Consider the following 25,341-nt stretch of genomic DNA (forward strand, 5'->3'; position numbering starts at 1 on the left):
AGAAGCATTTTATGGTATTGATTAAAAAATAAAAACATTAAGGGGGAAGAAATTATGGCTTCAACATTAGAATTTGTAGAATATGTATGTGAGCAAAGCAATGGTGCAGGGATAATTACATATAAAAAGATGTTTGGTGAATATGGTATTTATTGCAATGGTAAAATTATAGGTCTTATATGTAATAATCAATTTTTTGTAAAGAAAACAAAAACAGGTGAAACTTTATTAAATGAAGTAGAAGAAGCTTCACCTTATAAAAGTGCAAAACCTCATTTTGTTGTTGATTTTTTAGAAGATAAAGATTTATTAGGCAAGTTTATTGGAAAAACCTATGAGGAGTTACCAATGCAAAAAACGAAAAAGAAAAAAGTGCAAAAGAGTGATATTGAAAATATTATTTAGTAGAACATATAATAATAAATAAGGCATCTCCAAATAAATAACAAGAATATTGACTTGTTATTTATTTGGAGATGCCTTAAGGTGTGTTAAATTCATTTTTAAGTTCTTTAATATCCATATTTTAAAAACCTTTCAAAAGTATTAATTTATATTAGGATATTAACTATTACAAAACTTAAGGTTTCTTAAGAAATTTTTATAAGTGTTGTAAAGTCTATCTTCTATAATGAAATTATGATATTGGAAGGGGATTAGAGAATATGAAAAGTGGATTTAAAAAGATTTTAGGCGTTGTTATGATAATTTGTGTGTTTTGGTATATGATAGATTACATAGATGTAAAATTAGAAGGTATAAACAGTAAAGAAAGTAACGTTGATGTAAATGATAAAGATAAGTTAGTACAGGGAAAAAATATTGATGTAAGTACAGAACTAGTATTAGTAAATAGAAAATATGGCTTAAACAAAGATTATAGACCAGAAGCTTTAAATATACCAAATATACCATTTGCAGATGGAACGGATAATGAAGAAAAGCACGTAGCAGGAGTTATTGTAAAACCCTTAGAAACATTGGTAAATACAGCTAAAGAAGAAGGGATAATATTACTTGGAAACTCAGCTTATAGATCATATAAATCACAAAAAAATACTTATAGTAATAGGGTTAAATCAGAAGGAAGAGAACTTGCAGATGCATATGTAGCTAAACCTGGGTTTAGTGAACATCAAACAGGATTATGTATGGATATTACTAATGAAGATAGATATTTTATGAAAGGAACAAAGGAAGCAGATTGGCTTGGAGAAAATGCTTATAGATTTGGGTTTATTATAAGATATCCTGAGGGAAAGAAAAGTATAACAGATATAGAATATGAACCATGGCATATTAGATATGTTGGCGGAAAAGCTGCTAAGTATATTTATGATAATGGAATTACATTAGAGGAGTATTTAGGAAAATAATTATATAAGGGAGATCCAAATGAACAATAATATTCTTGTAGTAGATGATGAAAAAGAAATAAGAGATTTGCTAGAAATAAATCTTAGAAATGAAGGGTATAGTGTTTTTAAGGCAAGTTGTGGAGAAGAGGCACTAGAAATATTAGATAGGGAAGAAATTAATTTAATAGTTTTAGATATAATGATGCCAGGTATGGATGGGTTAGAAGCTTGCACAAGAATACGAGAAAAGTATAACATACCAATTCTTATGCTAAGTGCAAAAACTGAGGATATGGATAAGATACAAGGAATTATGACTGGGGCGGACGATTATGTATGTAAGCCTTTTAATAATTTAGAACTTACAGTTAGAATAAGAGCATTATTTAGAAGAACATATTTTTTAAATACTAGAATGCAAGTTTCAGATGACATAATAAGGATTGAGTCAATGGTTATAGATAAGAGAAAGCACAAGGTAACAGTAGATGGTAATGAAGTAGCCTTAACAGCAAGAGAATTTGAAATTTTATATACATTAGCTACAAATAGAGGGAGAGTTTTTAGTGCAGAAGAAATTTTTAAAAAGGTGTGGAAAGAGAAATATTATCAATCTAATAATACAGTTATGGTACATATGAGTAGAATTAGGGAGAAGATAGAACAACATATGGAAGGGAATAAGGTAATTCACACTGTGTGGGGAGTTGGTTATAAAATTGAAAAATAAAAGATTATATAAATATTGGTTAGCATCATTAGCAGATATAGCAAGAGCTGTATTATTAACATATATAACATTAGTTATAAGTAAGGAAATGTTAGTTTATTTATATAGATATACTACTATTCAACTTGTTAATTATATTTGGCAATTCTGGAGGCTTATTAAGTATGGAATATTTGGAGACTCTATTTACGTAATTATTGGAGTATTGTTATTTTCAGTGTTTTATTTACTTATAACATATAGAAAAACTAAGAGTTTAGTAGCTATTATAGATGAAACTGAAATAATGGCTAATGGTGACTTAGATAGATTAATAGAAGTTAAGTCAAAAGGTGATATTAAAAATTTAGCTAAAAATATAAATAATATATCAAAGCAACTTAAAGATATAACAGTAGAAGAAAGAAGGGCACAACAAACTAAAAGTGACTTAATAACTAACGTTTCTCATGATTTAAGAACTCCATTAACTTCAATAATGGGATATTTAGAAATTATTGATACTGATCAATATAAAGATGAAGTTTCACTTAGATATTATGCGAATATCGCATATGAAAAATCGAAAAATTTAAATTTACTTATAAATGATTTATTTGAGCTTACTAAAATGCAAAATAACACTATTAAATTAGATAAAGTCGATATTAATTTAGTAGAATTATTAGGTCAAGTAGTTGCCTATTTTGAATATCAATTTAATAGTGCAAAGATGCAATCAAGAGTTAAATTTTCGGATGATAAGCTAATAGTAAATGCAGATACAGGGAAATTAGTTAGAGCATTTGAAAATTTACTATCTAATGCAATTAAGTATGGACAGGATGGTTATTATGTTGATGTAGTAACAAAAATTGAAGAGAATATGGCAGTAGTTCAAATTATAAATTATGGTCAATCAATATCATCAATAGATTTACCGTATATATTTGATAGATTATATAGAGTGGAAAAATCAAGAAATAGCAATATAGGTGGATCGGGCTTGGGGCTAGCTATAACGAAAAATATTATAGATCTACATCAAGGAATGATATCAGCTTATAGTGATAATGATAAAACTATATTTGAAGTTAGATTACCCATTAAATAAATATGTTATAGATATATTGCAGAATATAATGGGGTTGGCATATTGTATAATCATATAGATAACCGTATCGTAAATAAGTCAATGATTAAAAGTATCATTGGCTTGTGTTATAATGAAAACAGAACAGAATTACGGGATATACGGCTTATGAAAAGAGAGGAGATTATATAATGGCAGTAAGAATTTTAACAGATAGTACTAGTTATATAGAAAAGAATATTGAGAGTCAATTAGATATAAAAGTAATTTCTTTAAATGTAATATTTGGAAATGAGAGTTTTAAAGAAAGAGATATAGATAATAAAGTTTTTTATAAAATGATGGAGGAAAAGGGTATTCCAACTTCTTCTCAACCTTCGGTACAGGAACTATACGATGAAATGGAGAAGGTGGTGCAAAATGGAGATTCTATTCTTTGTATATTTATATCATCACATATGAGTGGTACATATTCTACAGCACATATGGTAAAAGAACTAATTTTAGAATCATATAAAAATGCTAAAATAGAAATAGTAGATTCCACTTCAAATTGTATGCAACTTGGTTTTTCAGTAATTGTAGCGGCAAGAGCGGCATTAGAAGGTAAAAATTTAAATCAAGTTAAAGAAATAGCCGAAGATAATATAAAAAGAAGTAGATTTCTATTTGTTCCAGATACGCTTAAATATCTTAAAAAAGGTGGAAGAATAGGTAGTGCAAGTGCTCTGATTGGTAATCTTTTGAAGATTATTCCTATCTTAACAGTAGAAGATGGAGTAACAACAATTTTAACAAAGGTTAGAACAAAGAAAAAAGCAGTAGCTACCATGACTGATAAAATGTTTAATGATATTGAACAATATGGAGTAGGAGAAATTACTGTACATCATATTAATGCCTATGATGAGGCTCTAGAACTTATAAAGACATTAGAAGAAAAACTGAAAATTAAAATTGGAATATGTTCAATAGGACCAGTAATTGGAACTCATGTTGGGCCTGGTACAATTGCTGTTGCCTATTATACAGAAAAAAATATGAGATAATCAAAATTAAAAAAATAAACATAATGAAGGAAAACCGTGTGGTATAAAATAATACATGGGGTTTGTTAAATTTGAAATAACTATGATCACTTTATTATAGAGTAATCATAGTTATTTCAGTTATTAGAAGATGAGAAAAGTGAACTTAGTGGTTTAATAAGTTATTTTATTTATAATTGGAATAATACATATAATAACAAAATATAAAATTAAAGAAATAAATTGGAAAAGTTACTTTTGGGGAATATAATAAAAACATTAGACATGCCTTAGATTTAGTTATAAGTTATAAAAAATAAAGATATATATAAGTTGAAAATATTTAATTAATTTCAGAGATATTTAATAGGTAGGGAGGGTAAATATGGATAGAACTTTGGTTTTGAAGATTTTAGGAAAAAAAGATTCTGTAGATTTGGGAGATCAGGTCTATAATTTAAGAGAAATAACAGAAGAGTTAAGAGAACTTATCATTTTGAATTTACCTATAAAAGAGGAAATTATTGAGATTACAATTAAGCGTCTTAGTGATATATATAATATAATTATGCCTATTAAGGAGAATTTTAAGGATGATAATGGTATTGTAGGTTACACTAATAGTAAGGTATATTTAAGTCAGTTCATAAATGATTTATGTGTAAATATTCAAGGGTTAATAAGGTCGTGTAAGCCTTTTGATAATAAAGGTTTTATTTATCATACAAATATTATTATAGATTTAGTATTAGTTTATTAAAATATTTACTTGAATTAGAAGGTAATTTATTAAAAAGATAGTTAAATTATTAATGGAATAGTATAATTATATAATAAAATTATGAAAGGAGAACAAATTATGAAAAGTTATGTATGTGATGTATGTGGATATATATATGATCCATCAATAGGAGATGAAGAAAATGGGGTTCCATCAGGAACTAGTTGGGATAATGTGCCTGAAGATTGGTTATGTCCACTTTGCGGAGTCGGAAAGGATTTATTTTCAGAAGTAGAGTAAAAATTTTTAAACTTTACTTAAATAAATGCATTTGAAATTAATGAATTTAAAAGATGATTTCTGTATTTACAGGAGTCATCTTTTTTGCATTTATTTTAGGTGGCAAACTTACGTTTAACTTAGATAACTCAATAGTCTTAAGGAGAAATGGGTTTTAAATAGTTAAGTGAATGGCATATGGAAAAATGAACCGTATCAGAAATAATTGATGCAGTTCTTTTATTATTGAATTATTTAGGCTGTAGTGGTAACATATACAATAAGCTTTTGAAAGTTTTTTATAAAGGTCTAGGGGGAATGTACGATGAAGAAGTATAAATGTATAATATTTGATTTAGATGGAACAATGTTAGATACAGAAAAAATGAATATGATACCTTTACAAAGATTAGTTAAAGAGGAATTAGGACAAGATGTAACATATGAAAGTCTTTTAAAATATAGAGCATATGCAGGTAAGAAAACATTAGAATTAATAGGGTTTAAGGATATAGAAAAATCTTATACAAAATGGGTGAAGTATGTAGGTGAATTTGAAGAAGGTGCAACGCTGTATGAAGGTTTTAATAAGGTTATGGAAGATATAGATGCAGAGGGAATTATATGTGGAATAGCTAGCTCAAAAATGAAAAATCAATATGAAATAGATTTTTTCCCAACAGGATTACAAAAATATATGAAAAGTGTGGTTTTAGCAGAGGATACAGAAAATCACAAGCCTCATCCAGAGCCCTTACTAAAGGCGGTTAAGTTACTAGGTATAAAACCAGAAGATTCAATGTATGTGGGAGATACAGTTGTAGATTATAAGTCGTCAAAAGCCGCTGGTATGGATTTTGCATTAGCATTATGGGGATCATCAGATTTATCGGGTATAGAAGCAGACTATAATTTAAATGATCCCATGGACCTTTTAAAGGTATTAGGGTTATAAACGAATAATATAGAAGGAGAACAAAATGAGTTGAAAAAGTTAAGGTAAGATATATTCTTTGAAGGTGAGTAATATTTAAGGTTGACAATAAAAATAATAAAATATATAATCAAGTCAATAATGGTTGTATAAAATTAAATTTTGTAAAATTAAATTTAGCGAGGTAATTATGGATAGATATGAAAATATTAAATTGGATAATCAGCTATGTTTTTCATTATATGCTGCATCAAGAGAGATAATAAAATTGTATAAACCACTACTTGATAAATATAATCTTACATATACGCAATATGTAGCAATGCTAGTATTGTGGGAAGAAGAAAAAATAACTTTTAAACAAATTGGGCAAAAGCTTCATTTGGATTCAGGAACACTTACCCCAGTATTAAAAAAGTTAGAAGGTATGGAATTAATAAAAAGATATAGAGATGTGAAAGATGATAGATCTGTAATTGTTGAATTAACACAAAAAGCAAGATTGTTAAAAGATGAAATAGTGGAAGTTCCGCATCAAATATACTGTAAAGTTGGTGCAACTGAAGGTGAAATAAAAAAAATAAAAATAGCTGTAGATGAACTGTTAAATAGAATGAAATAGAATAGAATGTGTATTAAATAAAGTTTTATAAAGATAAATTTTATTTAATATTTTTAAATAAAACAGTTGAACAAAATTAAATTTTGCAAAATTAAAAAAATAGAAAGGAAGTAAATAATATGAATTTTTATGATTTTTCAGCAAAGACAATGGATGGAAAAGTAACAAAGATGGAGGAATATAAGGGTAAAGTTATACTAGTAGTAAACACAGCAAGTAAATGTGGATTAACACCACAGTTTAAAGATCTTGAAGAAGTTTATAAAGAATATAAAGATAGAGGGTTTGAAATTTTAGGATTTCCTTGTAATCAATTTGCAAATCAAGATTCAGGAAGTAATGAAGAAATACAAAATTTTTGTCTGTTAAATTATGGAGTCTCTTTTACTATGTTTGAAAAAATAGATGTGAATGGGGAAAATACACATGATTTATATAAATATTTAAAAGGTGAAGCAAAAGCATTTTTAAGTAAGAAAATAAAATGGAATTTTACTAAATTTCTAATAGATTCAGAGGGAAATGTAATTAAGAGATATGCACCAACAATATCACCATTAAAAATAAAAACTGATATTGAAAAATTACTTTAAAATCTAGGAGTTTAAAGATAACGATAAACCGTATCACAAATAAGTGATACGGTTTTTTTAGATTTTGTAAATTTAATGTGAATTAAAAAGAAAATATTATGTTTATTATTTTAATCGTTCATCATCTTCAGCTGCGTATTCTAAAATATCACCAGGCTGACAATCTAAAATTTCACATAATAATTCCAATGTGGAAAAACGAATTGCTTTTGCTTTGTTATTTTTAAGAATAGAAAGATTAGCCATAGTTATACCCATTTTTTCTGATAGTTGGGTAGAGTTAATCTTCCTTCTGGCCATCATTACATCTATATTTACTATAATTCTCATATTAGTATTCCTTTCTAGATAGTTTTATCATTTTCGTCTTTAATTTTTATAACTATTTCAAATAATTGACATAGTACTAGAAATAAAAATCCTATAATTAGTGAAATAAAAGTAACTATAATAATAGGACCTCCAATAATAGCATACTTGAAAAAATCTACTGAATGTTTTAAGTATGTTATACATCCAGTAAAAATAATAATTTCACTAAAAGAACAAATAGAAATAACCTTTAAGGATTTAATACTATCCATAGAAAAAGGATGGTTTTTCTTGATTAAGATACAAAGTTTTTTTAGTTGAAATAAAGCTATAACATAGGGAATAGAAAATAAATAAATACAAACTACAACATTTATTACCAAGTTACTCTCTAACAGCGAAAACTGACTTTTAAAAAACGCTGTAGTAATAAGTGGAGTTGCTAAAAGTAGGATAAATGTAATACATATTCCTAAATTTACAATGGCATTTAAAGATTTTTGACTAAAATTATTTTTCATTTTCTCAACCTCAATTCATTTATTTTTCATCAATACAATAATAATACAAGAAAGTTTATCGTTTGTAAATAAATAAAAAAACTTAAACAATATAAAATTATTATTTAGGATTAAGAAAGTATAGTGATGTTAGTGCTTTGGAAGGAATAACTATTAGGAAATGGCGAAAATTATAATTAAAACAAATATATTGTAAAATTGGAGCGCCTAAAGAGGAATTTAAGCTTTTAAAAATCGTGTTAAATAAGCTGTTAAGAAATGAAGTTAAATATAAAATACGAAATTGGATAAAATAAAGTAAGTTATTATAAAGAAAAAGATTGAACTATATATAAATTGATGGTATATTTTAAAAAATATACTTTTAATTTAGTCCGAGAGACTAAGAAGGGGGACGTAATATGAAAAACATAAAAAATACAAAAAAAGAAATTCAAATGGTGGATGTAAATGATAAGGTGGCTCTTAGTAGGGCGATTCCTTTAAGTATTCAGCATTTATTTGCTATGTTTGGAGCATCGGTATTAGTTCCAATTCTATTTAAAATAGATCCAACTACCGTTCTGTTTTTTAATGGAATAGGTACATTGTTGTATGCCTTTATTACAAAAAGGAAAATACCAGCATATTTAGGATCAAGCTTTGCATTTCTTGCACCAGTATTCTTGCTTACAAGTCAAGGTTATAGCTTTCAAACTATACAAGGTGGCTTTGTAGCATCGGGAGCTGTGTTTGCAACAGTTGCAATTATAGTTGGATACACCGGTATGGGTTGGATAAATAAATTATTTCCACCGGCAGCAATGGGTACAATAGTATGTATAATAGGTTTAGAACTTGCAGGAACAGCCGCAGATATGGCAGGGTTTCCGGTAGGGGGTAGTAATTCACCTACATTAAATACAACTTGGGTAATTGTTTCTATGGTAACTCTAGTTAGCGTAATATTAAGTAATATATTACTTAAAGGATTTTTAAAAGTAATACCAATACTTATAGGTATTATTGTTGGATACATAACAGCATATTTTATGGGGTTAGTGGATTTTTCAGCTATAAGTAATGCTAGCTTCTTCACAGTTCCTAATATAAAAATGGCAAAATTTGATGCTACAGTAATATTAACTATATTACCAGCTACATTTGTAGTTATAGTAGAGCATGTAGGTCATTTAAAGGTAACAAGTAGCATAATAGGAAGAGATTTGTCTAAAGATCCAGGTCTTCATAAATCTTTATTAGCAGATGGACTTTCAACTATGATATCAGGTATGTTTGGTTCAGTACCAACAACTACTTATGGTGAAAACATAGGAGTTATGGCTTTAACAAAAGTATATAGTGTATATGTAATTTGTGGAGCAGGACTACTATCAATAGTATTAGGTTTCTCAGGGAAGTTATCAGCTATAATAACTACAATACCAACACCGGTAATAGGTGGAGTAAGTTTCTTATTATTTGGTACTATAGCAACTTCAGGGTTAAGAACTTTTATTGAAGAAAAAGTTGACTTTGCAAAATCAAGAAATTTAATTCTTACATCTGTAATATTTATAGTAGGCTTAAGTGGAATAAGGATAAATATAGGATTCGTAGAGTTAAAGGGAATGGGACTTGCGACAGTAGTAGCAATGGTATTAGGTATATCATTTATGATTTTTGATAAACTAGGAATAATGAATGAAGAAGAATAAAATAAATTTCGACAAAAAAATTGATATATATATATAAGTAGTGTATAATGAAAGTAATATATAACAGAAGCAAAGGCGTTTCTTAAGTATAAAATACTTAGGACGTCTTTGCTTTTTTTTAGTGAAATTGCAGATTCTATAAGGGATTAGATAGTTATAAGCGACTAATAATCAGACTTAAAGGAAAGGCCTTTCATTTGAAAGCAGATAAAAAGGGGGACTTTATTATGAAAAAAACAAAATTATTAAAAATGGCTATGGCTATAGTTACTCTAGGAACATTACTAGTTGGATGTGGGGCAAAAGATTCAAGTGAAGGTACTAAGTATTTGATAGCAACAGATTCTAAATTTGCACCATTCTCGTTTGAAGAAAATGGAAATTATAAAGGGATTGATGTAGATATTTTAGCAGAAGTAGCAAAAGCAGCTGGTTTTGAATATGAATTAAAACCTATGGATTTTGGTGCAATAATTCCAGCAATCAAATCAAATCAAATAGATGCAGCAATAGCTGGTATGGGTATAACTGATGAAAGAAAAGAATCATTAGATTTCTCAGAACCATATTTTGAATCTGGTTTATCAATGGTTATTAAAGGTGATAACACTGAAATAAATGGAGTAGAAGATTTAAATGGTAAAACAGTTGCTGTTAAAAAGGGAACTGCAGGAGAGAAGTGGGCTTTAGATAATGAAAAAAATTATAATTTAAAAGTAAAACATTTTGAAGATTCACCATCAATATTCTTAGAGGTACAAGGCAGAAACTCAGATTTCTTACTAGATGATTATCCAGTAATAGCATATAAAGTTAAGGTTGATGCTAATAATGAATTAAAAATTGTTGGAGATAAAGTAACTACTTCAAATTATGGTTTTGCAGTTAATAAAGGAAAAAATACTGAGTTAATGACAAAATTCCAAGCTGGATTAAAAACTATAAAAGAAAATGGAAAGTATGACGAAATATTATCTAAGTATATAAAATAGATAAAACATATTAAGACACAAATGAAAATACTAAAATTAAAATTTTAAAGTTAGTATTGATGAGGGGGATAATGATGGAGTTTATGGAACTACTTAAAAGAAATTTACCAAGCTTGATATCGGGACTTGGAGTAACTATAAAAATCGCTATTGTTGCACTAATTATTGCAACAATAGTGGGTCTTATTTTAGGATTAATGAGTATATCAAAATCAAAAATATTAAGAGGAATATCTACTGTATATATCTATATAGTTAGAGGTACACCACTTATGATACAAGCTGTCTTCATATATTTTGGAGTTGCACAGGCTTTAGGAGCAAGATTTGACCCTGTTTTAGCAGGTATATTAGTACTTGGATTTAATGCTGCAGCATATCTTTCGGAAATATTTAGATCAGGGATTGATGCTGTAGATAAGGGACAGATGGAAGCTGCAAGAAGTTTAGGGTTAAGTAACTCAAGAGCTATGATAAAGGTAGTACTTCCACAAGCAGTTAAAATTATGATTCCATCAATTATGAACCAATTCATAATTGCAATTAAAGATACATCTATATTATCAGTTATTGGTATAAAAGAATTAATGCAAAGTGGACAAATAATAGTTGGGACAACCTATAAAGCTTTTGAGGTTTATGGACTTGTAGCAATAATGTATTTTGTTATTATTACAATATTGACACTAATTTCAAAGAGAGTTGAAAGGAGATTGGTATCATGATAATAAAGGTAGATAATTTAAGAAAGCATTATGGCCAACTAGAAGTGCTTAAGGATATCAGTTTAGAAGTAGCAGAAGGCGAAGTAGTTTGTATTATAGGACCATCGGGATCAGGGAAAAGTACACTACTAAGATGTTTAAATGCATTAGAAGAAGTTACTTCAGGAGAAGTTGTAGTTTTAGAACATAATATTCTTGAAAAAAAAGCTAACATTAATAAGCTTAGAGAAGATATTGGGATGGTGTTCCAAAGCTTTAATTTATTCCCTCATTTATCTGTTATAGAGAATATTGCTATGGCGCCTAAATTAATAAAAAAAATAGGCAAAGATGAAGCAGAAAAACAGGCAATAGAGCTATTAAAAAGGGTAGGATTAGAAGAGAAAAAAAATGAATATCCGAATAACTTATCTGGTGGACAAAAGCAAAGAGTTGCTATAGCTAGAGCCTTAGCTATGAACCCTAAAGTTATGCTTTTTGATGAACCTACATCTGCATTAGATCCAGAAATGGTTGGAGAAGTTCTTAATGTAATGAAGGATTTAGCAAAAGAAGGTATGACTATGATAGTTGTAACTCATGAAATGGGATTTGCAAGAGAAGTTTCAGATAGAGTAATATTTATGGATGGTGGATATATATTAGAAGATTCAACTCCAAAAGAGATTTTTACAAATGCTAAAAATGAAAGATGTATTGAATTTTTAAATAAAGTAATAAATTAGTAAAAAGGAGTTGTTTTAAACAGCTCCTTTTTATAATGATTTGAAATAGTTATCAAAATAATATTATTATATATATAAGGTTAGGAATGAAAAACAACTTGCTATCTAAAAAAAACAAATTACGAATTATCATAATTTGTTACTAAAAGAATATAAACCCTGTAAATATTTACTGAATGTGATATTGTGAAAATATATAAATGAATTTTACTAAGATACTATAAAATAACGGCTTGAATTTATTAAGAAACTATAATTAGTATTAAGGAGAATTATCATGGGAAAATATAATTTAGGAATTGATATCGGTGGAACTTTTATTAAATATGCATTAGTAGATAAAGAATATAATATTAAGGAGAAGTGGAAAGTAGAAACAGTAAAGTTTGATTGTAAGGATGAACTATATGATTATATATGCTTAAATATAAAAATGATAGATGAGATAGAACTAATAGGAATAAGTGCACCAGGACTTATTGATGAAAAGTCTAATGTTAAATCTTATGCGGCACCTAGTGTTTGTATTATGTATGGTACAAATATAAGTGAAGAAATAACAAACAGAACAAAGAAAACGGTTTCGGCTATAAATGATGCTAAATCAGCGGGGTTATGTGAATTGAAAATAGGAAATGCGAAAGGTAGTAAATCGTCAGCCTTCTTAATTTTAGGAACTGGAACTGGAGGGTGTGTATGTAATGAGACTGGAGTTATATTTGGACAAGATGCTTTTGCTGGTGAATTTCATAATCTACCATTTATAAATTTAAAAAGTGGACAAATAGATAGGCTAGGGGATTATGCATCAATAACAGCATTAATAGAAATATATAATGGTAAAGTAAATAAAGGAGAAGAGGTTAAATATGGGAATGATGTATGTAAAAGATATTTAGAGGGAAATGAAATAGCAGAAATTTCAGTTGAGGAATGGATAAATAATATAATAATTCAGTTAATAACTATAACTGTTTTTTATAATCCGGAAATTATATGTATAGGTGGAGGAATATCAGAGGAGGATTGGTTTATAGATATGGTAAGAGAAAAATATAATAAGACCTGTATAAATTTTTTTAACGTAGATATTATAACTACTAAAATAGATAGATGCAAGTATAATAATGATTCAAATATATTAGGAGCTATAATAAATACTTATAGACAATAACTAAATATTTATTTATATTACAATGGAGATAGATTATAAATAGTGCTTGAAAACATAGAGGAGTTTTATTATAAATATTATATTGAGGTGAATAGATGTTTAATTATGAGATTATACAAAGTTTAAATCATTTAGAGTTATCTGTATATGACTATATAATGAAGAATAGTAAAAAAGTAATGTATATGAGAATAAGAGAACTTGCAGATGAGGCACATGTATCTACTACTACTATTTTAAGGTTTTGTAAAAAATTAAAGTGTGAAGGGTTTTCTGAATTTAAAGTTAAATTTAAAATGTATATAGAAGAAGAAAATATTGAAAAGATAAGTGATGATACTTCAGAAATAATTAACTTTTTGAAGACAATAGAAAATAGTGATTTAGATAAAAGGTTAGATGAATTATGTGATTTAGTTAAAGTGGCAAGTAATATTATATTTATTGGAATAGGTTCTTCGGGAATATTATGTAAATATGCTGCTAGATATTTTTCTTCAATTGGTAAGTTTACAGTTCATATTGATGATCCGTTTTACCCAACGAATTTTAAACACTATGATAATTGTCTAATAATAGCTTTATCTGTATCGGGAGAAACACCAACTACAATTGATAATATAGTTAGGCTAAAAAGAGAAGGCTGCTCAATTGTAAGTATAACTAATAGTGAGAACTGTAGTATATCTAAAATGTCAGATTTAAATTTATCATATTATGTACAACAAGTTAAAGTTGGGTATAGTGATATAACAACTCAGTTACCTGTATTGTATATGATAGAGAGAATAGGAAAAAAATTATATAACGAATATAGAATTGAATAGTTAAATGCCTATGCTTTGAGTCTATTATTGACTTTAAGGTATAGGCATTTATTTGTTATATAAAAAAACACGATGGTACTTTTATGTATCAAATTATTAAGTGAGTAACATGTTTTTTAAGGTCGTGAAACTGATTACAAAGCTAATATTATATGTATAATAATATCATGACACAAAGAGGAGATGAAGAAATGATATATGAAAGCTTAGATAAATTTAGATGTGATTTCTTATGGGGATCAGCATCAGCAGCTTATCAAGTTGAAGGGGCATGGGATAAGGATGGAAAAGGTCCAAGTGTATGGGATATATATACTAAGGAACCTGGCACAACTTATAAAGATACAAATGGAGATATAGCAGTAGATAATTATAATAAATATAAAGAAGATGTAGCATTAATGGCAGAGATGGGATTAAAGGCTTATAGATTTTCAATTTCATGGAGTCGTATTTATCCGAAAGGTAGAGGCGAAGTAAATGAAGAAGGTTTAAAATTTTATAATAACTTAATAGATGAGTTAATAGAAAATAATATAGAACCAATAATAACAATATATCATTGGGATTTACCGCAACATCTACAAGATTTATATGGTGGTTGGGAATCAAGAGAGATAATAGAAGATTTTAATGATTATTGTGTAACACTTTATAAGCGATTTGGACATAAGGTTAAACATTGGGTTACATTAAACGAGCAAAATGTATTTATAGGATTAGGTTATATGACAGGACTACATCCTCCAGGCATTAAGGATAATAAAAGAATGTTACAAGCAAATCATATAGCAAGCCTTGCAAATGCAAAGGCAATTCAATCATTTAGAACTTATGTGCCAAATGGAATGGTAGGACCTAGTTTTGCTTATGGACCAACATATTCATATAGTTGCAAACCAGAAGATATCTTAGCGGCAGAAAATGCAGAAGATATAAATTGCAACTGGTGGCTGGATGTTTACTGTAAGGGTACATACCCATCATTTGCATTAAAATACTATGAGAGATTAGGGGTAGCTCCAGTAATTGAAGATGGTGATCTTGAATTATTAGAAAAGGGAAAGCCTGATTTTATAGGTATAAATTACTACAGAACAGCGACTGTACAAATGAATGAATTAAATGGTGTAGGCGTATCCAATAGTATGAACACTATTGGAAAAAAGGGTACATCAAAAGATAGTGGTATTCCAGGAGTTTATAAAAGTGTTAAGAATCCTAACTTAGAAGCAACTAATTGGGATTGGGAAATAGATCCTATAGGATTAAGAACTGGGTTAAGAAGGATAACAAGTAGATATGGATTACCTATATTAATTACAGAGAATGGGCTAGGTGAATTTGATACTTTAGAAGATGGTGAAGTGGTAAATGATGAGTATAGGATAGACTACTTAAGAGATCATATACAAGCTTGTAAAGAAGCGGTAACAGATGGAGTAGAACTTCTTGGATATTGTACCTGGTCATTTACAGATTTATTAAGTTGGTTAAATGGATACCAAAAGCGTTATGGATTTGTATATGTAGATAGAGAAGAAGATGATATTAAAGAGTTAAAGAGAATAAAGAAGAAAAGTTTTTACTGGTATAAAGAGGTTATAAACAGTAATGGAGAAAAGTTATAAATATTAATTTTAAATAGTCTAAATTTAGGTATTAAATATTAGAAAATAATTTTAAGGGGTTGGTATTATGAAAAAAATATTATTAGTATGTGCAGCGGGGATGTCAACAAGTTTATTAGTTAATAAAATGAAACAAGCAGCAAAAGAAATGGGTATAGAAGTAGGTATTGAGGCGTTACCTGTATCAGAATGTTCATCTGTAATTGATGAAGTTGATATAGTTCTTTTAGGGCCTCAAGTTCGTTTCCAAAAACCACAAGTAGATAAATTAGTTGATGGAAGAATACCTGTAGAGGTAATGGATATGAGATTATATGGAACTATGAATGGTAAGGCTATTTTAGAAAGCACACTAAGTAAGATTTAATAAATTATTAGAGGGAGGGGATTCTACAATGAATATTATGGATAAGTTCCAAGCTGGAATTGAAAAAATACTAGTACCTATTGCATCAAAGTTAAATGCACAAAGACACATTTGTGCAATACGGGATGCGTTTATATTAACATTCCCATTAACTATGGCAGGATCATTAATGATATTACTAAACTTCGTTTTATTATCACCGGATGGGTTCGTTGCAAAAATATTTAAATTAGGTGAAATATTCCCTAATTTATCAGATTATCAAGCTATTTTCAGTCCAGTATTAAAAGGGTCTACAGATATATTAGCAATTTTAGTAGTATTCTTAATAGCTAGAAACCTTGCAAAACAATTAAAAGCTGATGATTTATTATCAGGGTTAACAGCAGTTTCAGTTTACTTCATAATTTACCCAAATTATGTATCAGTAGAAGGTACAAACCATTTAGTTACAAAGTATATGGGAGCTCAAGGGTTATTTGTAGCTATTATAGTTGGATTAGTTGTCGGTGAGTTAATGTCTATATTATCAAAATCTGATAAATTAGAAATTAAAATGCCAGAGCAAGTACCTCCAGCGGTAGCAAGAACCTTCAAAGTATTATTACCAATAATTATAATAACTATTTCATTTTCAATACTTAACTTTATAATTCAAAAAGTTGCGCCAGGTGGGTTGCATGAATTAGTTTATAACGTAGTTCAAAAACCATTAACGTCATTAGGTAAAAATGTAGGATCCGTAATTGGATTCGCGCTTGTATCTCAATTACTTTGGATTATGGGAATACATGGACCAAACACTATAGCAGCAGTTCGTGATACTATGTTTGCAGAAGCTGGTAATGCAAATCTTGCATACGTTGCGTCAAATGGTAGTGCATGGGGAGCTCCATTCCCAGTAACTTGGGGTGGTTTAAATGATGCTTTCGCCAATTATGGAGGGTCAGGATGTACACTAGGTTTAATAATTGCAATATTTATATTTAGTAAAGCTCAAGATCAGAGAAGTATAGCAAAACTTTCATTTGCTCCAGGTTTATTTAATATTAATGAATCAATTATATTTGGATTACCTATAGTATTAAATCCAATTTATATAATTCCATTTATAATAACACCTATAGTAAATATTTTAATTGGATATACAGCAATTGTAATTCTCGAAATAATTCCACCAATAGCATATGGTGTGCCTTGGACAACACCAGGTCCGTTAATACCTTTCTTAGGAAGTGGTGGAAACTTTATGGCATTATTAGTAGGTATAGTATGTCTTGTAGTTAGTGTATGTATATATGCACCATTTGTAATAGCGTCAAGTAAAGCTACGCAAAAAGAAATGGAATTGAAAAGAGAAAAAGAACAAATTAGCTAGTAGGAGTGGTGAAAATGGAAGGAATGGAATTAATAGCATTTGAAATTATAAGCAACGTAGGAATGGCTAAATCATTAACTATTGAAGCATTAAGAGATGTTAGAAGTGGTAAGTATGAGGAAGCAGAAGGGAAACTAGCCGAGTCATTAGAATATATTACTAGGGGACATCATGCACATGCTTCATTAATACAAAAAGAAGCGGCAGGCGAAAAAACAGAGTTTTCATTAATATTAATGCATGCAGAAGATCAGATGATGAGTGCAGAAATTATTAAAAGTCTAGCTGAAGAAATGATAGAAATGTATAAGGACTTAAAGAAGTCATAATTTTAATAGGTAACTTAAAATATATAATTTATTTTAAGTTACCTATTTTTAAACACTTTAAATAAAATAATAGAGTAGGATATGTAGCCTATGATACAGAAGATATATAAAGGAGATAGTGAATATGAAACATAAGTTTAAAGAAGGATTTTATTGGGGAACAGCAATATCAGCACTACAAACAGAAGGAACTCATAGTGATGATGGAAAAGCAGATAGCACATTTGATGTATGGTTTAAAGATGAGCCAGAAAGATTTTTTGGAGGCGAAGGTAATGGCATAGCGGTAGATTTTTATCATATGTATAAAGATGATATAAAATTAATGAAAGAATTAAATCACAATTCATTTAGATTTTCTATTGCATGGTCTAGGTTAATACCCAATGGGGATGGAGTATTAAATGAAAAAGCTGTAGAGTTTTACAATGGCGTAATAGATGAATTATTAGCAAATGGAATAGAACCTTTTATATGTTTATTCCATTTTGATATGCCTTGGATAATGCAAGAGAAGGGTGGGTGGGAATCACTTGAAGTAGTTAATTATTTTGTTGAGTATGCTGGAATAGCATTTAAATTATTTGGAGATAGAGTTAAAAAATGGTTTACTCATAATGAACCAATAGTACCTATAGAAGGTTGTTATTTATATGGGTTCCATTATCCCAAAATAAATGATTTTAGAAGAGGCATAAAAGCTACATATTATACAATTTTATCTAATGCTAAAGCGGTTAAGAAGTTCAGAGAACTTAGAGAAAGAGGAGTTTTAAGCAAAGATAGTACTATAGGGGCTATTTTAAGCATGTCACCAGTTTATCCTAGGGATGAAAATGATGTAGAAGATGTTAAGGCAGCTAAAATATGTGAGCTATTCTTTACAAATAGTTTTTTAGATCCAATGGTAAAGGGGACATTTAATAAAGAATTATTAAAGTTACTTAAAACTCATAATTTATTATCGGAGTTTTATACAGAAGAAGAATTAACAATAATAAAAGAAAATACTATAGACTTTTTAGGGTTTAATTATTATTTCCCTAGAAGAGTTAAATCAAAGGATATTTTAAGTGAGGGAGAAGTAAATAATCCAGAATATTTCTTTGATCATTATGAATTACCGGAAAGATTATTTAATAAAGATAGGGGCTGGGAAATATATCCTAAGGGAGTTTATGATTTATTAATGCTATTAAAGGATGAGTACAGTAACATACCAGTTTATATATCAGAAAATGGTATAGGAAGACATAATGGAGATCAAGAAGATACAGATGAAAATGGATATATAAATGATGATGCAAGAATTGAATTTGTAAAAGGACATTTAAATTGGTTATGGGAGGCACAAGAATCCGGTTCAAATATTTGTGGATATCATATGTGGTCATTAATGGATAACTGGTCAATGTCAAATGCATTTAAAAATAAATATGGATTCTTATATGTGGATAGAGAAAATGGGTTAAAGAGATCAATTAAAAAGAGTGGTCATTGGATTGCTAAAGTAAGCGAAAATAACGGATTCTAGAATAAAAAATGGCAGAAGATATGTAAGTAAAGTATTATACATCAAAGCAAATATTATATTTATATTAAAAGTATAGGAAAGCAAACTGATTTATTGTAAAATAAGGATAAAGTCATAAAAGTGGAGGCGTCTTTATGAGTAAATTAAATGAAATATTAGAGTTTAATAATAGGTTTGTAGAAAATAAAGAATATGAACAGTATGCTACATCAAAGGATCCAAAAAAAAAGATAGTTATTTTATCTTGTATGGATACTAGACTTACAGATCTTCTGCCAAAAGCCTTAAACCTTAAAAATGGTGATGCTAAAATTGTAAAAAATGCAGGGGCCACGGTTATGCATCCTTTTGGGAGTATAATTAGAAGTATTATTGTTGCAATTTATGAGTTTAATGCAGATGAGATTTTGGTTGTTGGCCATCACGGTTGTGGAATGTGCAATTTAGATACTGATAATTTATTGAAAAAAGCAATTGATAGAGGAATACCACAGGAGTCTATAGATACACTTTTAAACGGTGGAATTGATGTTAAAAAATGGCTTCATGGCTTTGATTCTGTAGAAGAATCTATAAAAGATAGTGTTAATTTAATAAAAAAACATCCATTAATGCCAAAAGGAATATCTATTCATGGGCTTACAATAGATCCTAGAACTGGTAAACTTGAAGTGATTATTGATGGTTATAATTAAGATAAAGAATCTTCAAAAAATATAAAAAACAAGGTAAGTAATATAAATGTATTACTTACCTTGTTTTTATCATTTTAGTCTATAACTCCTTGGAGATTCGCCGGTCATTTTTTTAAAGGTCTGACTAAAATATGATGAATTTGAAAAACCAACTATTGTTGTAATATCTCTAACAGAGTAATTAGTAGTTTTTAGAAGGTTTTTAGATTCTTCAATACGTCTATTTATTACATAGTTAATTGGGGATAAGCCAACTTGTTTTGTAAAACTATGTACTAGGTGAAACTTATTAATGTAAGTAAGACCAGCAAGAAAATCTAATGTAATATCTTCGGAGTAGTGAGAATCAATATAATTTTTTATTTTCATACATTCTAAATTAAGCTTTTTTTGAGGTTCATCTTGAATAATAATGTTATTCTTAATTCCTCTTAATATTGTTATTATTAGCAATATTAAGAGGCTTTTACAAGCTATATCATAATTATATTCTTTAGTTGTTATCTCATAAATTAAAGGATTCAAATATTGTAATATGATATTTTTATCAGCATAATTTAGAATTGTATATAATTTAACGCTATCATTATCTTGTATTAATATTTTTGTTTCACTAAATGAAAGTAATAAATTATCAACTCCAAGAACAATATACTCTAATGGCTCCTTAAAAAAAGTGGATTTTTCAGTATGGAGACAATTTGGATTTATAATAATTAAGTCACCTTCAGAAACGTTTACAATTTTAGCGTCAAGATGAAAGCTTCCTCTACCGCTAGTTATAAAGAATATTTCTGTGAATGGATGGAAATGAGCAGTGCTATGCCAATCGTTTTCGAATTTTGATTTAGAAATATATAATAGCTCATAATTAACATTCAGCATGTTTTTATAATCTATTAAATATCGTGTGTTACTCATATTATTAAACCACCCCTTTTTTTTAACAATAAAAGGTTTTACTTCCTAATATTATAACATAATTTATTATTGTAGTATATTGTTATTAATAGCAATATTACTACAATTATTAGCAATAATGTTGTTGTGTAAAAGATTACACAAATGTACAATTTATGTATAGTTCAATTCTTAAAAAGGAGTGGGGGCAATGAAAAAGAAAAGCTCATCTAAAAATATTTTTATTGGGTGTTCAGTTATACCAGCATTAATATTATTCGTAGTTTTTATGGTTATACCAACTATAAATGTATTTTGGATGTCTCTATTTAAATGGGGCGGATTAACAAATAATAAGAAGTTTGTAGGGTTAGATAATTTTAAAATATTATTTCAAGATAAGAATTTTATAAAATCTTTTCAAAATACATTATTGTTATTAGTAGTAGTAACAATAATTACAATGGCATTAGCAATAATATCAGCAGCTATATTATCAAGAGAAGATATTAAATTTAAAAATTTATTTAGAGTAGTATTTTATTTACCTAACATACTTTCAGTAGTTGTTATATCAGCAATATTCTCGGCAATATTAGATCCTAACCAGGGTATATTAAATGCATCCCTAGATTTTTTAAATTTAGATTCATTAAAAAAAATGTGGCTAGGAGATCAAAAAGTAGTTATATGGTGTATAACTTTTGCAATGGTATGGCAAGCTGTTGGATATTATATGGTAATGTATATGGCGAGTATGTGTAGCATTCCAGAGAGTCTTTATGAGTCAGCAGAGTTAGATGGGGCATCAAAGGTTAAACAATTTTTTCAAATAACAATTCCATTAATATGGAATGTAATAAGAACTACATTAACATTTTTCATTATAAGTACAATAAATTTGAGCTTTCTATTTGTAAAGGTAATGACTTCCGGAGGTCCAGATGGTTCATCGGAAGTATTCTTAAGCTATATGTATAAACAAGCATACTCAAATTCAGCTTATGGATATGGGATGGCAATAGGTGTAATAATATTCCTATTCTCATTTGGATTATCTTTAGTAATTAACAAGATAACTAAAAGAGATGTAATACAATTTTAAAGGAGGAATTAATATGAAAAAGACATTAAAGAATATTTCAACAGATAAATTATTTAAGTTTTTCGTGTATTTATGTTTAACACTTTTTGCATTAAGTATATTAGTTCCTTTAGGATGGTCTATTTTAGCCGCATTCAAACAAAAATCTGAATTTTATGGTGATCCCTGGGCATTGCCAGCAGGATTTTATCTTGAAAACTTCAAAAAAGCATTTATTGATGCACAGATGGGAACATATTTTATAAACTCATTAATTGTAACGGGACTAGCTTTAGTTATTTTATTAGTAGTAGCTATACCAGCATCTTATGTATTATCAAGATTTGAGTTTAAGAGTAAAAAAATATTAAATATGATATTTTCAGCAGGATTATTTATAAATGTTAATTATATCGTAGTACCAATTTTTTTATTAGTAATAGATGGTGAAAAGTTGGTAAAAGAGATTTTTGCAATACCAATAGGTATGACTTTGTTTTTAGATAGCAGAATAGTAGTTGCAATAATTTATGCAGCCACAGCTCTACCATTTACAATATATCTATTATCAAGTTATTTAAAATCATTACCAAAAGCATATGAAGAAGCAGCACAAATAGATGGGTGCAGTTATTTAAAAACATTAACACATGTAATAATTCCAATGGCAAAGCCAAGTATTATAACCGTAATACTATTTAATTTCTTAGCTTTTTGGAATGAATATATAATTGCATTAACATTGTTACCGAATGGTGGAAAAACATTACCGTTAGGATTAATAAATTTAATGCAAGTGCAAAAAACAGCAACAGATTACGGTGCACTTTATGCAGGTTTAGTAATAGTTATGATACCAACAATAGTGCTTTACATTTTGGTTCAAAAGAAATTAACAGAAGGAATGACAGCAGGGGGAATTAAAGAGTGATGGAGGATACAATTATGAAAAAAGGAAGAGTAACTATTCCAACGGATGATAATTTTATAAAGGAGACCATTGATATAGTTGAAAAATGGGGGGCGGATGCCATTCGTGATTGTGATGGTTTTACGCTGCCAAAGGAAATAAAAGGAATAGCAGAGAAGGTATATTCAACTTACTTTGTAGCTCGTGGAGATAATAAGTGGGCAAAGGGAAATATAGAGGAACTGCAACAAACATATTTAATGACAAAGCATATTGTTGCAACGGAGGATATACTAGCTATTAATATAATGGCGGGATATTTTGACCAACAAGTAGAGCCGGATTCATATCATGATGTAAAAGAGTTCTGGGAAGTAATGGATAGAACAACTGGTGAGATAATTGAGCTAGATAAATGGACGTATAATAAAGAAAATAAAGAAGTAACTATAAAAGATGCGGAAAAATGGCATGAATATACAGTATCCTTCTTAGCTTATTGTTTATGGGATCCAACACAAATGTATAATCATATAACAAATAATTGGGGTGATAAGCCTCATGATATGCCTTTTGATGCGAGAAAGCCAAAAACTAATAAATATATTTATGAAGCTATGCATAAGTGGTTAGATGAGCATGAAGATATAGATGTAATAAGATTTACTACATTTTTTTATCACTTTACATTAGTGTTCAATAATTTAGCAAAAGAAAAATTTGTTGATTGGTTTGGATATAGTTCAAGTGTGAGTGCAGAGGCATTAAGAGAGTTTGAAAAAGAAAGAGGATATAAATTAAGACCAGAACATCTTGTAGACCAAGGATATTATAACTCAACATTTAGACTTCCTACTAAAGAATATTTAGATTACATGGATTTTCAACAACAATTTGTAGCTGAAAACGTAAAGAAATTAGTAGAAATAGTACATGAGCATGGAAGAGAAGCAATGATGTTCCTTGGGGATAACTGGATAGGTACAGAGCCTTATGGCAAATATTTTGAAAGTATTGGGTTAGATTCAGTTGTTGGATCAGTAGGTAATGGTACAACTTTAAGAATGATTTCAGAAATTCAAGGAGTTAAATATACAGAAGGAAGATTTTTACCATATTTCTTTCCAGATACTTTTTATGAAGGAAATGATCCAACTATAGAAGCTAGAGAAAATTGGATTACAGCTCGTAGAGCAATAATGAGAAAGCCAGTAGATAGAATCGGGTATGGTGGATATCTATCATTAGCATATAAGTTCCCTGAATTTATTGATTATATAGGGGGCGTATGTAATGAATTTAGAGAAACTTATAATATAATTGATGGTAATAAACCTTATTGTGGAATAAAGATTGGAATATTAAATTGTTGGGGTAAGGTAAGAAGCTGGCAAACTCACATGGTGGCTCATGCTTTATGGTATAAGCAAATATATAGCTATCTTGGAGTCACTGAATCATTAAGTGGTATGAGTGTAGATGTAGAATTTATAAGCTTTGATGATATAAAAAACAATGGAGTACCACAAGATATTGATGTAATTATTAATGCAGGTGATGCAGGAACAGCCTTTAGCGGTGGAGATAAATGGTTAGATACAGAAATAATTACTAAACTTAGAGAATGGATATATAATGGTGGCGGATTTGTGGGAATAGGAGAACCAACAGCTGCTTTAAATGAAGGTCATTTCTTCCAGTTAGCAGATGCTTTAGGCGTAGATAAGGAATTAGGATTTTCATTAAGCACAGATAAATACTATAAGACTGAATTAGATAAACACTTTATAACAGAAGATGTAATAGAACCTATTGATTTTGGCGAAAGTCAAAAAAATATCTATGCAACAAAAGAAAATACCGAAATAATTACTTATGAAAATGGAGAAGTATTAATGAGCGCAAACAGATATGGTAAAGGTCGCGCTGTATATATTGCAGGCTTACCATACTCACCTCAAAATTCACGTATTTTAATGAGAAGTTGTTATTATGCTGCAAATAAAGAAATCGAAATTAAAAAATGGTATGCGGACAATATTTATTGTGAAGTATCTGCATATTTAGCATCAAATAAGTATGCAGTTGTTAATAACTCAAGTGTTAAGCAAGAGGTTACTGTGTATAACGGGGAAGGCGTTGGAGAGAAGATGATATTAGAACCAGCAGAAATTAGATGGATGGAAATATAACATGTAGGGGG

At 28.7% G+C, this 25,341-nt stretch carries 28 protein-coding genes; 25 read left to right on the forward strand and 3 right to left on the reverse strand.

Annotated elements, in window-relative coordinates:
• Window positions 1–54: 54 nt before the first annotated feature.
• The 10 genes from J1C67_RS08420 (at window position 55) to J1C67_RS08465 (ending at window position 7,337) form a co-directional block, all read left to right on the forward strand.
• Window positions 55–405 carry a TfoX/Sxy family protein gene (locus J1C67_RS08420; RefSeq protein ID WP_167865886.1) on the forward strand — a complete coding sequence of 117 codons (351 nt, stop codon included), beginning with the start codon at window positions 55–57 and terminating at the stop codon, window positions 403–405.
• Window positions 406–665: 260 nt separating this feature from the next.
• Window positions 666–1,376, forward strand: coding sequence for a M15 family metallopeptidase (locus tag J1C67_RS08425; RefSeq protein ID WP_167865885.1), 711 nt, complete (start codon window positions 666–668; stop codon window positions 1,374–1,376).
• Window positions 1,377–1,395: 19 nt separating this feature from the next.
• Window positions 1,396–2,088 (forward strand): response regulator transcription factor, encoded by a 693-nt coding sequence (locus J1C67_RS08430; RefSeq protein WP_167865884.1) that lies wholly within the window; start codon window positions 1,396–1,398, stop codon window positions 2,086–2,088.
• Window positions 2,078–3,181: a sensor histidine kinase gene (locus J1C67_RS08435; protein WP_167865883.1), complete on the forward strand. Its 1,104-nt coding sequence runs from the start codon at window positions 2,078–2,080 to the stop codon at window positions 3,179–3,181. Before J1C67_RS08430 ends, J1C67_RS08435 begins: the two co-directional genes overlap by 11 nt.
• 170 nt (window positions 3,182–3,351) lie before the next feature.
• Window positions 3,352–4,209, forward strand: coding sequence for a DegV family protein (locus J1C67_RS08440; protein ID WP_167865882.1), 858 nt, complete (start codon window positions 3,352–3,354; stop codon window positions 4,207–4,209).
• Window positions 4,210–4,573: 364 nt separating this feature from the next.
• Window positions 4,574–4,948 (forward strand): hypothetical protein, encoded by a 375-nt coding sequence (locus J1C67_RS08445; RefSeq protein WP_167865881.1) that lies wholly within the window; start codon window positions 4,574–4,576, stop codon window positions 4,946–4,948.
• Between the two features lie 99 nt (window positions 4,949–5,047).
• Entirely contained in the window at window positions 5,048–5,209 is a 162-nt protein-coding gene (locus J1C67_RS08450; protein ID WP_089966940.1) for a rubredoxin, read from the forward strand.
• A 304-nt stretch (window positions 5,210–5,513) separates the two neighbouring features.
• Window positions 5,514–6,143 (forward strand): HAD family hydrolase, encoded by a 630-nt coding sequence (locus J1C67_RS08455; protein ID WP_167865880.1) that lies wholly within the window; start codon window positions 5,514–5,516, stop codon window positions 6,141–6,143.
• A 169-nt stretch (window positions 6,144–6,312) separates the two neighbouring features.
• Window positions 6,313–6,744 (forward strand): MarR family winged helix-turn-helix transcriptional regulator, encoded by a 432-nt coding sequence (locus tag J1C67_RS08460; RefSeq protein WP_167865879.1) that lies wholly within the window; start codon window positions 6,313–6,315, stop codon window positions 6,742–6,744.
• A 119-nt stretch (window positions 6,745–6,863) separates the two neighbouring features.
• On the forward strand, window positions 6,864–7,337 hold the full coding sequence (locus tag J1C67_RS08465) for a glutathione peroxidase (protein WP_167865878.1): 474 nt from the start codon (window positions 6,864–6,866) through the stop codon (window positions 7,335–7,337).
• 105 nt (window positions 7,338–7,442) lie between these two features.
• Here J1C67_RS08465 and J1C67_RS08470 read toward each other — a convergent pair whose 3' ends face one another.
• Together J1C67_RS08470 and J1C67_RS08475 are read right to left on the reverse strand one after the other, a co-directional pair.
• A complete protein-coding gene (locus J1C67_RS08470; protein ID WP_089966931.1) occupies window positions 7,443–7,667 on the reverse strand; it encodes a helix-turn-helix domain-containing protein in 225 nt (74 codons plus the stop codon).
• A 14-nt stretch (window positions 7,668–7,681) separates the two neighbouring features.
• Complete coding sequence (locus J1C67_RS08475) at window positions 7,682–8,170, reverse strand: DUF2975 domain-containing protein (protein WP_167865877.1); 489 nt, start codon at window positions 8,168–8,170, stop codon at window positions 7,682–7,684.
• Window positions 8,171–8,571: 401 nt separating this feature from the next.
• Here J1C67_RS08475 and uraA point away from each other — a divergent pair, with 401 nt between their 5' ends.
• The 12 genes from uraA (at window position 8,572) to J1C67_RS08535 (ending at window position 20,244) form a co-directional block, all read left to right on the forward strand.
• Window positions 8,572–9,867, forward strand: a complete 1,296-nt coding sequence (gene uraA / locus J1C67_RS08480; protein ID WP_167865876.1) for a uracil permease — start codon at window positions 8,572–8,574, stop codon at window positions 9,865–9,867.
• A 227-nt stretch (window positions 9,868–10,094) separates the two neighbouring features.
• Entirely contained in the window at window positions 10,095–10,859 is a 765-nt protein-coding gene (locus J1C67_RS08485) for a transporter substrate-binding domain-containing protein (protein WP_167865875.1), read from the forward strand.
• Between the two features lie 74 nt (window positions 10,860–10,933).
• Entirely contained in the window at window positions 10,934–11,584 is a 651-nt protein-coding gene (locus tag J1C67_RS08490) for an amino acid ABC transporter permease (protein ID WP_167865874.1), read from the forward strand.
• A complete protein-coding gene (locus J1C67_RS08495) occupies window positions 11,581–12,309 on the forward strand; it encodes an amino acid ABC transporter ATP-binding protein (RefSeq protein WP_089966920.1) in 729 nt (242 codons plus the stop codon). Before J1C67_RS08490 ends, J1C67_RS08495 begins: the two co-directional genes overlap by 4 nt.
• A 277-nt stretch (window positions 12,310–12,586) precedes the next feature.
• Window positions 12,587–13,483, forward strand: a complete 897-nt coding sequence (locus J1C67_RS08500) for an ROK family protein (protein WP_167865873.1) — start codon at window positions 12,587–12,589, stop codon at window positions 13,481–13,483.
• 95 nt (window positions 13,484–13,578) lie between these two features.
• The gene (locus J1C67_RS08505; RefSeq protein ID WP_167865872.1) at window positions 13,579–14,310 is read left to right on the forward strand and encodes a MurR/RpiR family transcriptional regulator; all 732 of its coding nucleotides are present in this window, start codon (window positions 13,579–13,581) and stop codon (window positions 14,308–14,310) included.
• A gap of 191 nt (window positions 14,311–14,501) precedes the next feature.
• On the forward strand, window positions 14,502–15,941 hold the full coding sequence (locus J1C67_RS08510; RefSeq protein WP_167866087.1) for a glycoside hydrolase family 1 protein: 1,440 nt from the start codon (window positions 14,502–14,504) through the stop codon (window positions 15,939–15,941).
• A 67-nt stretch (window positions 15,942–16,008) separates the two neighbouring features.
• Complete coding sequence (locus J1C67_RS08515) at window positions 16,009–16,308, forward strand: PTS sugar transporter subunit IIB (protein ID WP_167865871.1); 300 nt, start codon at window positions 16,009–16,011, stop codon at window positions 16,306–16,308.
• A gap of 28 nt (window positions 16,309–16,336) precedes the next feature.
• Window positions 16,337–17,686 carry a PTS sugar transporter subunit IIC gene (locus tag J1C67_RS08520; RefSeq protein ID WP_167865870.1) on the forward strand — a complete coding sequence of 450 codons (1,350 nt, stop codon included), beginning with the start codon at window positions 16,337–16,339 and terminating at the stop codon, window positions 17,684–17,686.
• A 14-nt stretch (window positions 17,687–17,700) separates the two neighbouring features.
• The gene (locus J1C67_RS08525; protein WP_089966908.1) at window positions 17,701–18,015 is read left to right on the forward strand and encodes a PTS sugar transporter subunit IIA; all 315 of its coding nucleotides are present in this window, start codon (window positions 17,701–17,703) and stop codon (window positions 18,013–18,015) included.
• Between the two features lie 124 nt (window positions 18,016–18,139).
• Window positions 18,140–19,549 (forward strand): glycoside hydrolase family 1 protein, encoded by a 1,410-nt coding sequence (locus J1C67_RS08530; protein ID WP_167865869.1) that lies wholly within the window; start codon window positions 18,140–18,142, stop codon window positions 19,547–19,549.
• 134 nt (window positions 19,550–19,683) lie between these two features.
• Window positions 19,684–20,244: a beta-class carbonic anhydrase gene (locus tag J1C67_RS08535; RefSeq protein ID WP_167865868.1), complete on the forward strand. Its 561-nt coding sequence runs from the start codon at window positions 19,684–19,686 to the stop codon at window positions 20,242–20,244.
• A 69-nt stretch (window positions 20,245–20,313) separates the two neighbouring features.
• Here the strand turns inward: J1C67_RS08535 and J1C67_RS08540 are convergent, their stop codons facing one another.
• Window positions 20,314–21,165, reverse strand: a complete 852-nt coding sequence (locus J1C67_RS08540) for an AraC family transcriptional regulator (RefSeq protein ID WP_167865867.1) — start codon at window positions 21,163–21,165, stop codon at window positions 20,314–20,316.
• Between the two features lie 190 nt (window positions 21,166–21,355).
• Here J1C67_RS08540 and J1C67_RS08545 point away from each other — a divergent pair, with 190 nt between their 5' ends.
• From J1C67_RS08545 to gnpA, 3 genes are read left to right on the forward strand one after another with little or no spacing between them, the layout of a single operon-like run.
• Window positions 21,356–22,249 carry a carbohydrate ABC transporter permease gene (locus J1C67_RS08545; RefSeq protein ID WP_167865866.1) on the forward strand — a complete coding sequence of 298 codons (894 nt, stop codon included), beginning with the start codon at window positions 21,356–21,358 and terminating at the stop codon, window positions 22,247–22,249.
• Window positions 22,250–22,262: 13 nt separating this feature from the next.
• Entirely contained in the window at window positions 22,263–23,159 is an 897-nt protein-coding gene (locus J1C67_RS08550; protein WP_167865865.1) for a carbohydrate ABC transporter permease, read from the forward strand.
• 14 nt (window positions 23,160–23,173) lie between these two features.
• Window positions 23,174–25,330 carry a 1,3-beta-galactosyl-N-acetylhexosamine phosphorylase gene (gene gnpA / locus J1C67_RS08555; RefSeq protein ID WP_167865864.1) on the forward strand — a complete coding sequence of 719 codons (2,157 nt, stop codon included), beginning with the start codon at window positions 23,174–23,176 and terminating at the stop codon, window positions 25,328–25,330.
• The last annotated feature ends 11 nt before the right edge of the window (window positions 25,331–25,341 follow it).

The organism is Clostridium gasigenes (genome assembly GCF_017348895.1).
Lineage (GTDB): Bacteria > Bacillota > Clostridia > Clostridiales > Clostridiaceae > Clostridium > Clostridium gasigenes.

What these genes read in the sequence shown, in the direction of transcription:
- J1C67_RS08535 (WP_167865868.1), top strand. Translation starts at nt 19,684, where the DNA reads ATGAGTAAATTAAATGAAATATTAGAGTTTAATAATAGGTTTGTAGAA.
- J1C67_RS08515 (WP_167865871.1), top strand. Translation starts at nt 16,009, where the DNA reads ATGAAAAAAATATTATTAGTATGTGCAGCGGGGATGTCAACAAGTTTA.
- J1C67_RS08475 (WP_167865877.1), bottom strand. Translation starts at nt 8,170, where the DNA reads ATGAAAAATAATTTTAGTCAAAAATCTTTAAATGCCATTGTAAATTTA.
- J1C67_RS08430 (WP_167865884.1), top strand. Translation starts at nt 1,396, where the DNA reads ATGAACAATAATATTCTTGTAGTAGATGATGAAAAAGAAATAAGAGAT.
- J1C67_RS08540 (WP_167865867.1), bottom strand. Translation starts at nt 21,165, where the DNA reads ATGAGTAACACACGATATTTAATAGATTATAAAAACATGCTGAATGTT.
- J1C67_RS08490 (WP_167865874.1), top strand. Translation starts at nt 10,934, where the DNA reads ATGGAGTTTATGGAACTACTTAAAAGAAATTTACCAAGCTTGATATCG.
- J1C67_RS08510 (WP_167866087.1), top strand. Translation starts at nt 14,502, where the DNA reads ATGATATATGAAAGCTTAGATAAATTTAGATGTGATTTCTTATGGGGA.
- J1C67_RS08425 (WP_167865885.1), top strand. Translation starts at nt 666, where the DNA reads ATGAAAAGTGGATTTAAAAAGATTTTAGGCGTTGTTATGATAATTTGT.
- J1C67_RS08520 (WP_167865870.1), top strand. Translation starts at nt 16,337, where the DNA reads ATGAATATTATGGATAAGTTCCAAGCTGGAATTGAAAAAATACTAGTA.
- J1C67_RS08420 (WP_167865886.1), top strand. Translation starts at nt 55, where the DNA reads ATGGCTTCAACATTAGAATTTGTAGAATATGTATGTGAGCAAAGCAAT.
- J1C67_RS08460 (WP_167865879.1), top strand. Translation starts at nt 6,313, where the DNA reads ATGGATAGATATGAAAATATTAAATTGGATAATCAGCTATGTTTTTCA.
- J1C67_RS08445 (WP_167865881.1), top strand. Translation starts at nt 4,574, where the DNA reads ATGGATAGAACTTTGGTTTTGAAGATTTTAGGAAAAAAAGATTCTGTA.
- J1C67_RS08500 (WP_167865873.1), top strand. Translation starts at nt 12,587, where the DNA reads ATGGGAAAATATAATTTAGGAATTGATATCGGTGGAACTTTTATTAAA.
- J1C67_RS08495 (WP_089966920.1), top strand. Translation starts at nt 11,581, where the DNA reads ATGATAATAAAGGTAGATAATTTAAGAAAGCATTATGGCCAACTAGAA.
- J1C67_RS08505 (WP_167865872.1), top strand. Translation starts at nt 13,579, where the DNA reads ATGTTTAATTATGAGATTATACAAAGTTTAAATCATTTAGAGTTATCT.
- gnpA (WP_167865864.1), top strand. Translation starts at nt 23,174, where the DNA reads ATGAAAAAAGGAAGAGTAACTATTCCAACGGATGATAATTTTATAAAG.
- uraA (WP_167865876.1), top strand. Translation starts at nt 8,572, where the DNA reads ATGAAAAACATAAAAAATACAAAAAAAGAAATTCAAATGGTGGATGTA.
- J1C67_RS08550 (WP_167865865.1), top strand. Translation starts at nt 22,263, where the DNA reads ATGAAAAAGACATTAAAGAATATTTCAACAGATAAATTATTTAAGTTT.
- J1C67_RS08545 (WP_167865866.1), top strand. Translation starts at nt 21,356, where the DNA reads ATGAAAAAGAAAAGCTCATCTAAAAATATTTTTATTGGGTGTTCAGTT.
- J1C67_RS08525 (WP_089966908.1), top strand. Translation starts at nt 17,701, where the DNA reads ATGGAAGGAATGGAATTAATAGCATTTGAAATTATAAGCAACGTAGGA.
- J1C67_RS08450 (WP_089966940.1), top strand. Translation starts at nt 5,048, where the DNA reads ATGAAAAGTTATGTATGTGATGTATGTGGATATATATATGATCCATCA.
- J1C67_RS08465 (WP_167865878.1), top strand. Translation starts at nt 6,864, where the DNA reads ATGAATTTTTATGATTTTTCAGCAAAGACAATGGATGGAAAAGTAACA.
- J1C67_RS08440 (WP_167865882.1), top strand. Translation starts at nt 3,352, where the DNA reads ATGGCAGTAAGAATTTTAACAGATAGTACTAGTTATATAGAAAAGAAT.
- J1C67_RS08530 (WP_167865869.1), top strand. Translation starts at nt 18,140, where the DNA reads ATGAAACATAAGTTTAAAGAAGGATTTTATTGGGGAACAGCAATATCA.
- J1C67_RS08485 (WP_167865875.1), top strand. Translation starts at nt 10,095, where the DNA reads ATGAAAAAAACAAAATTATTAAAAATGGCTATGGCTATAGTTACTCTA.
- J1C67_RS08455 (WP_167865880.1), top strand. Translation starts at nt 5,514, where the DNA reads ATGAAGAAGTATAAATGTATAATATTTGATTTAGATGGAACAATGTTA.
- J1C67_RS08470 (WP_089966931.1), bottom strand. Translation starts at nt 7,667, where the DNA reads ATGAGAATTATAGTAAATATAGATGTAATGATGGCCAGAAGGAAGATT.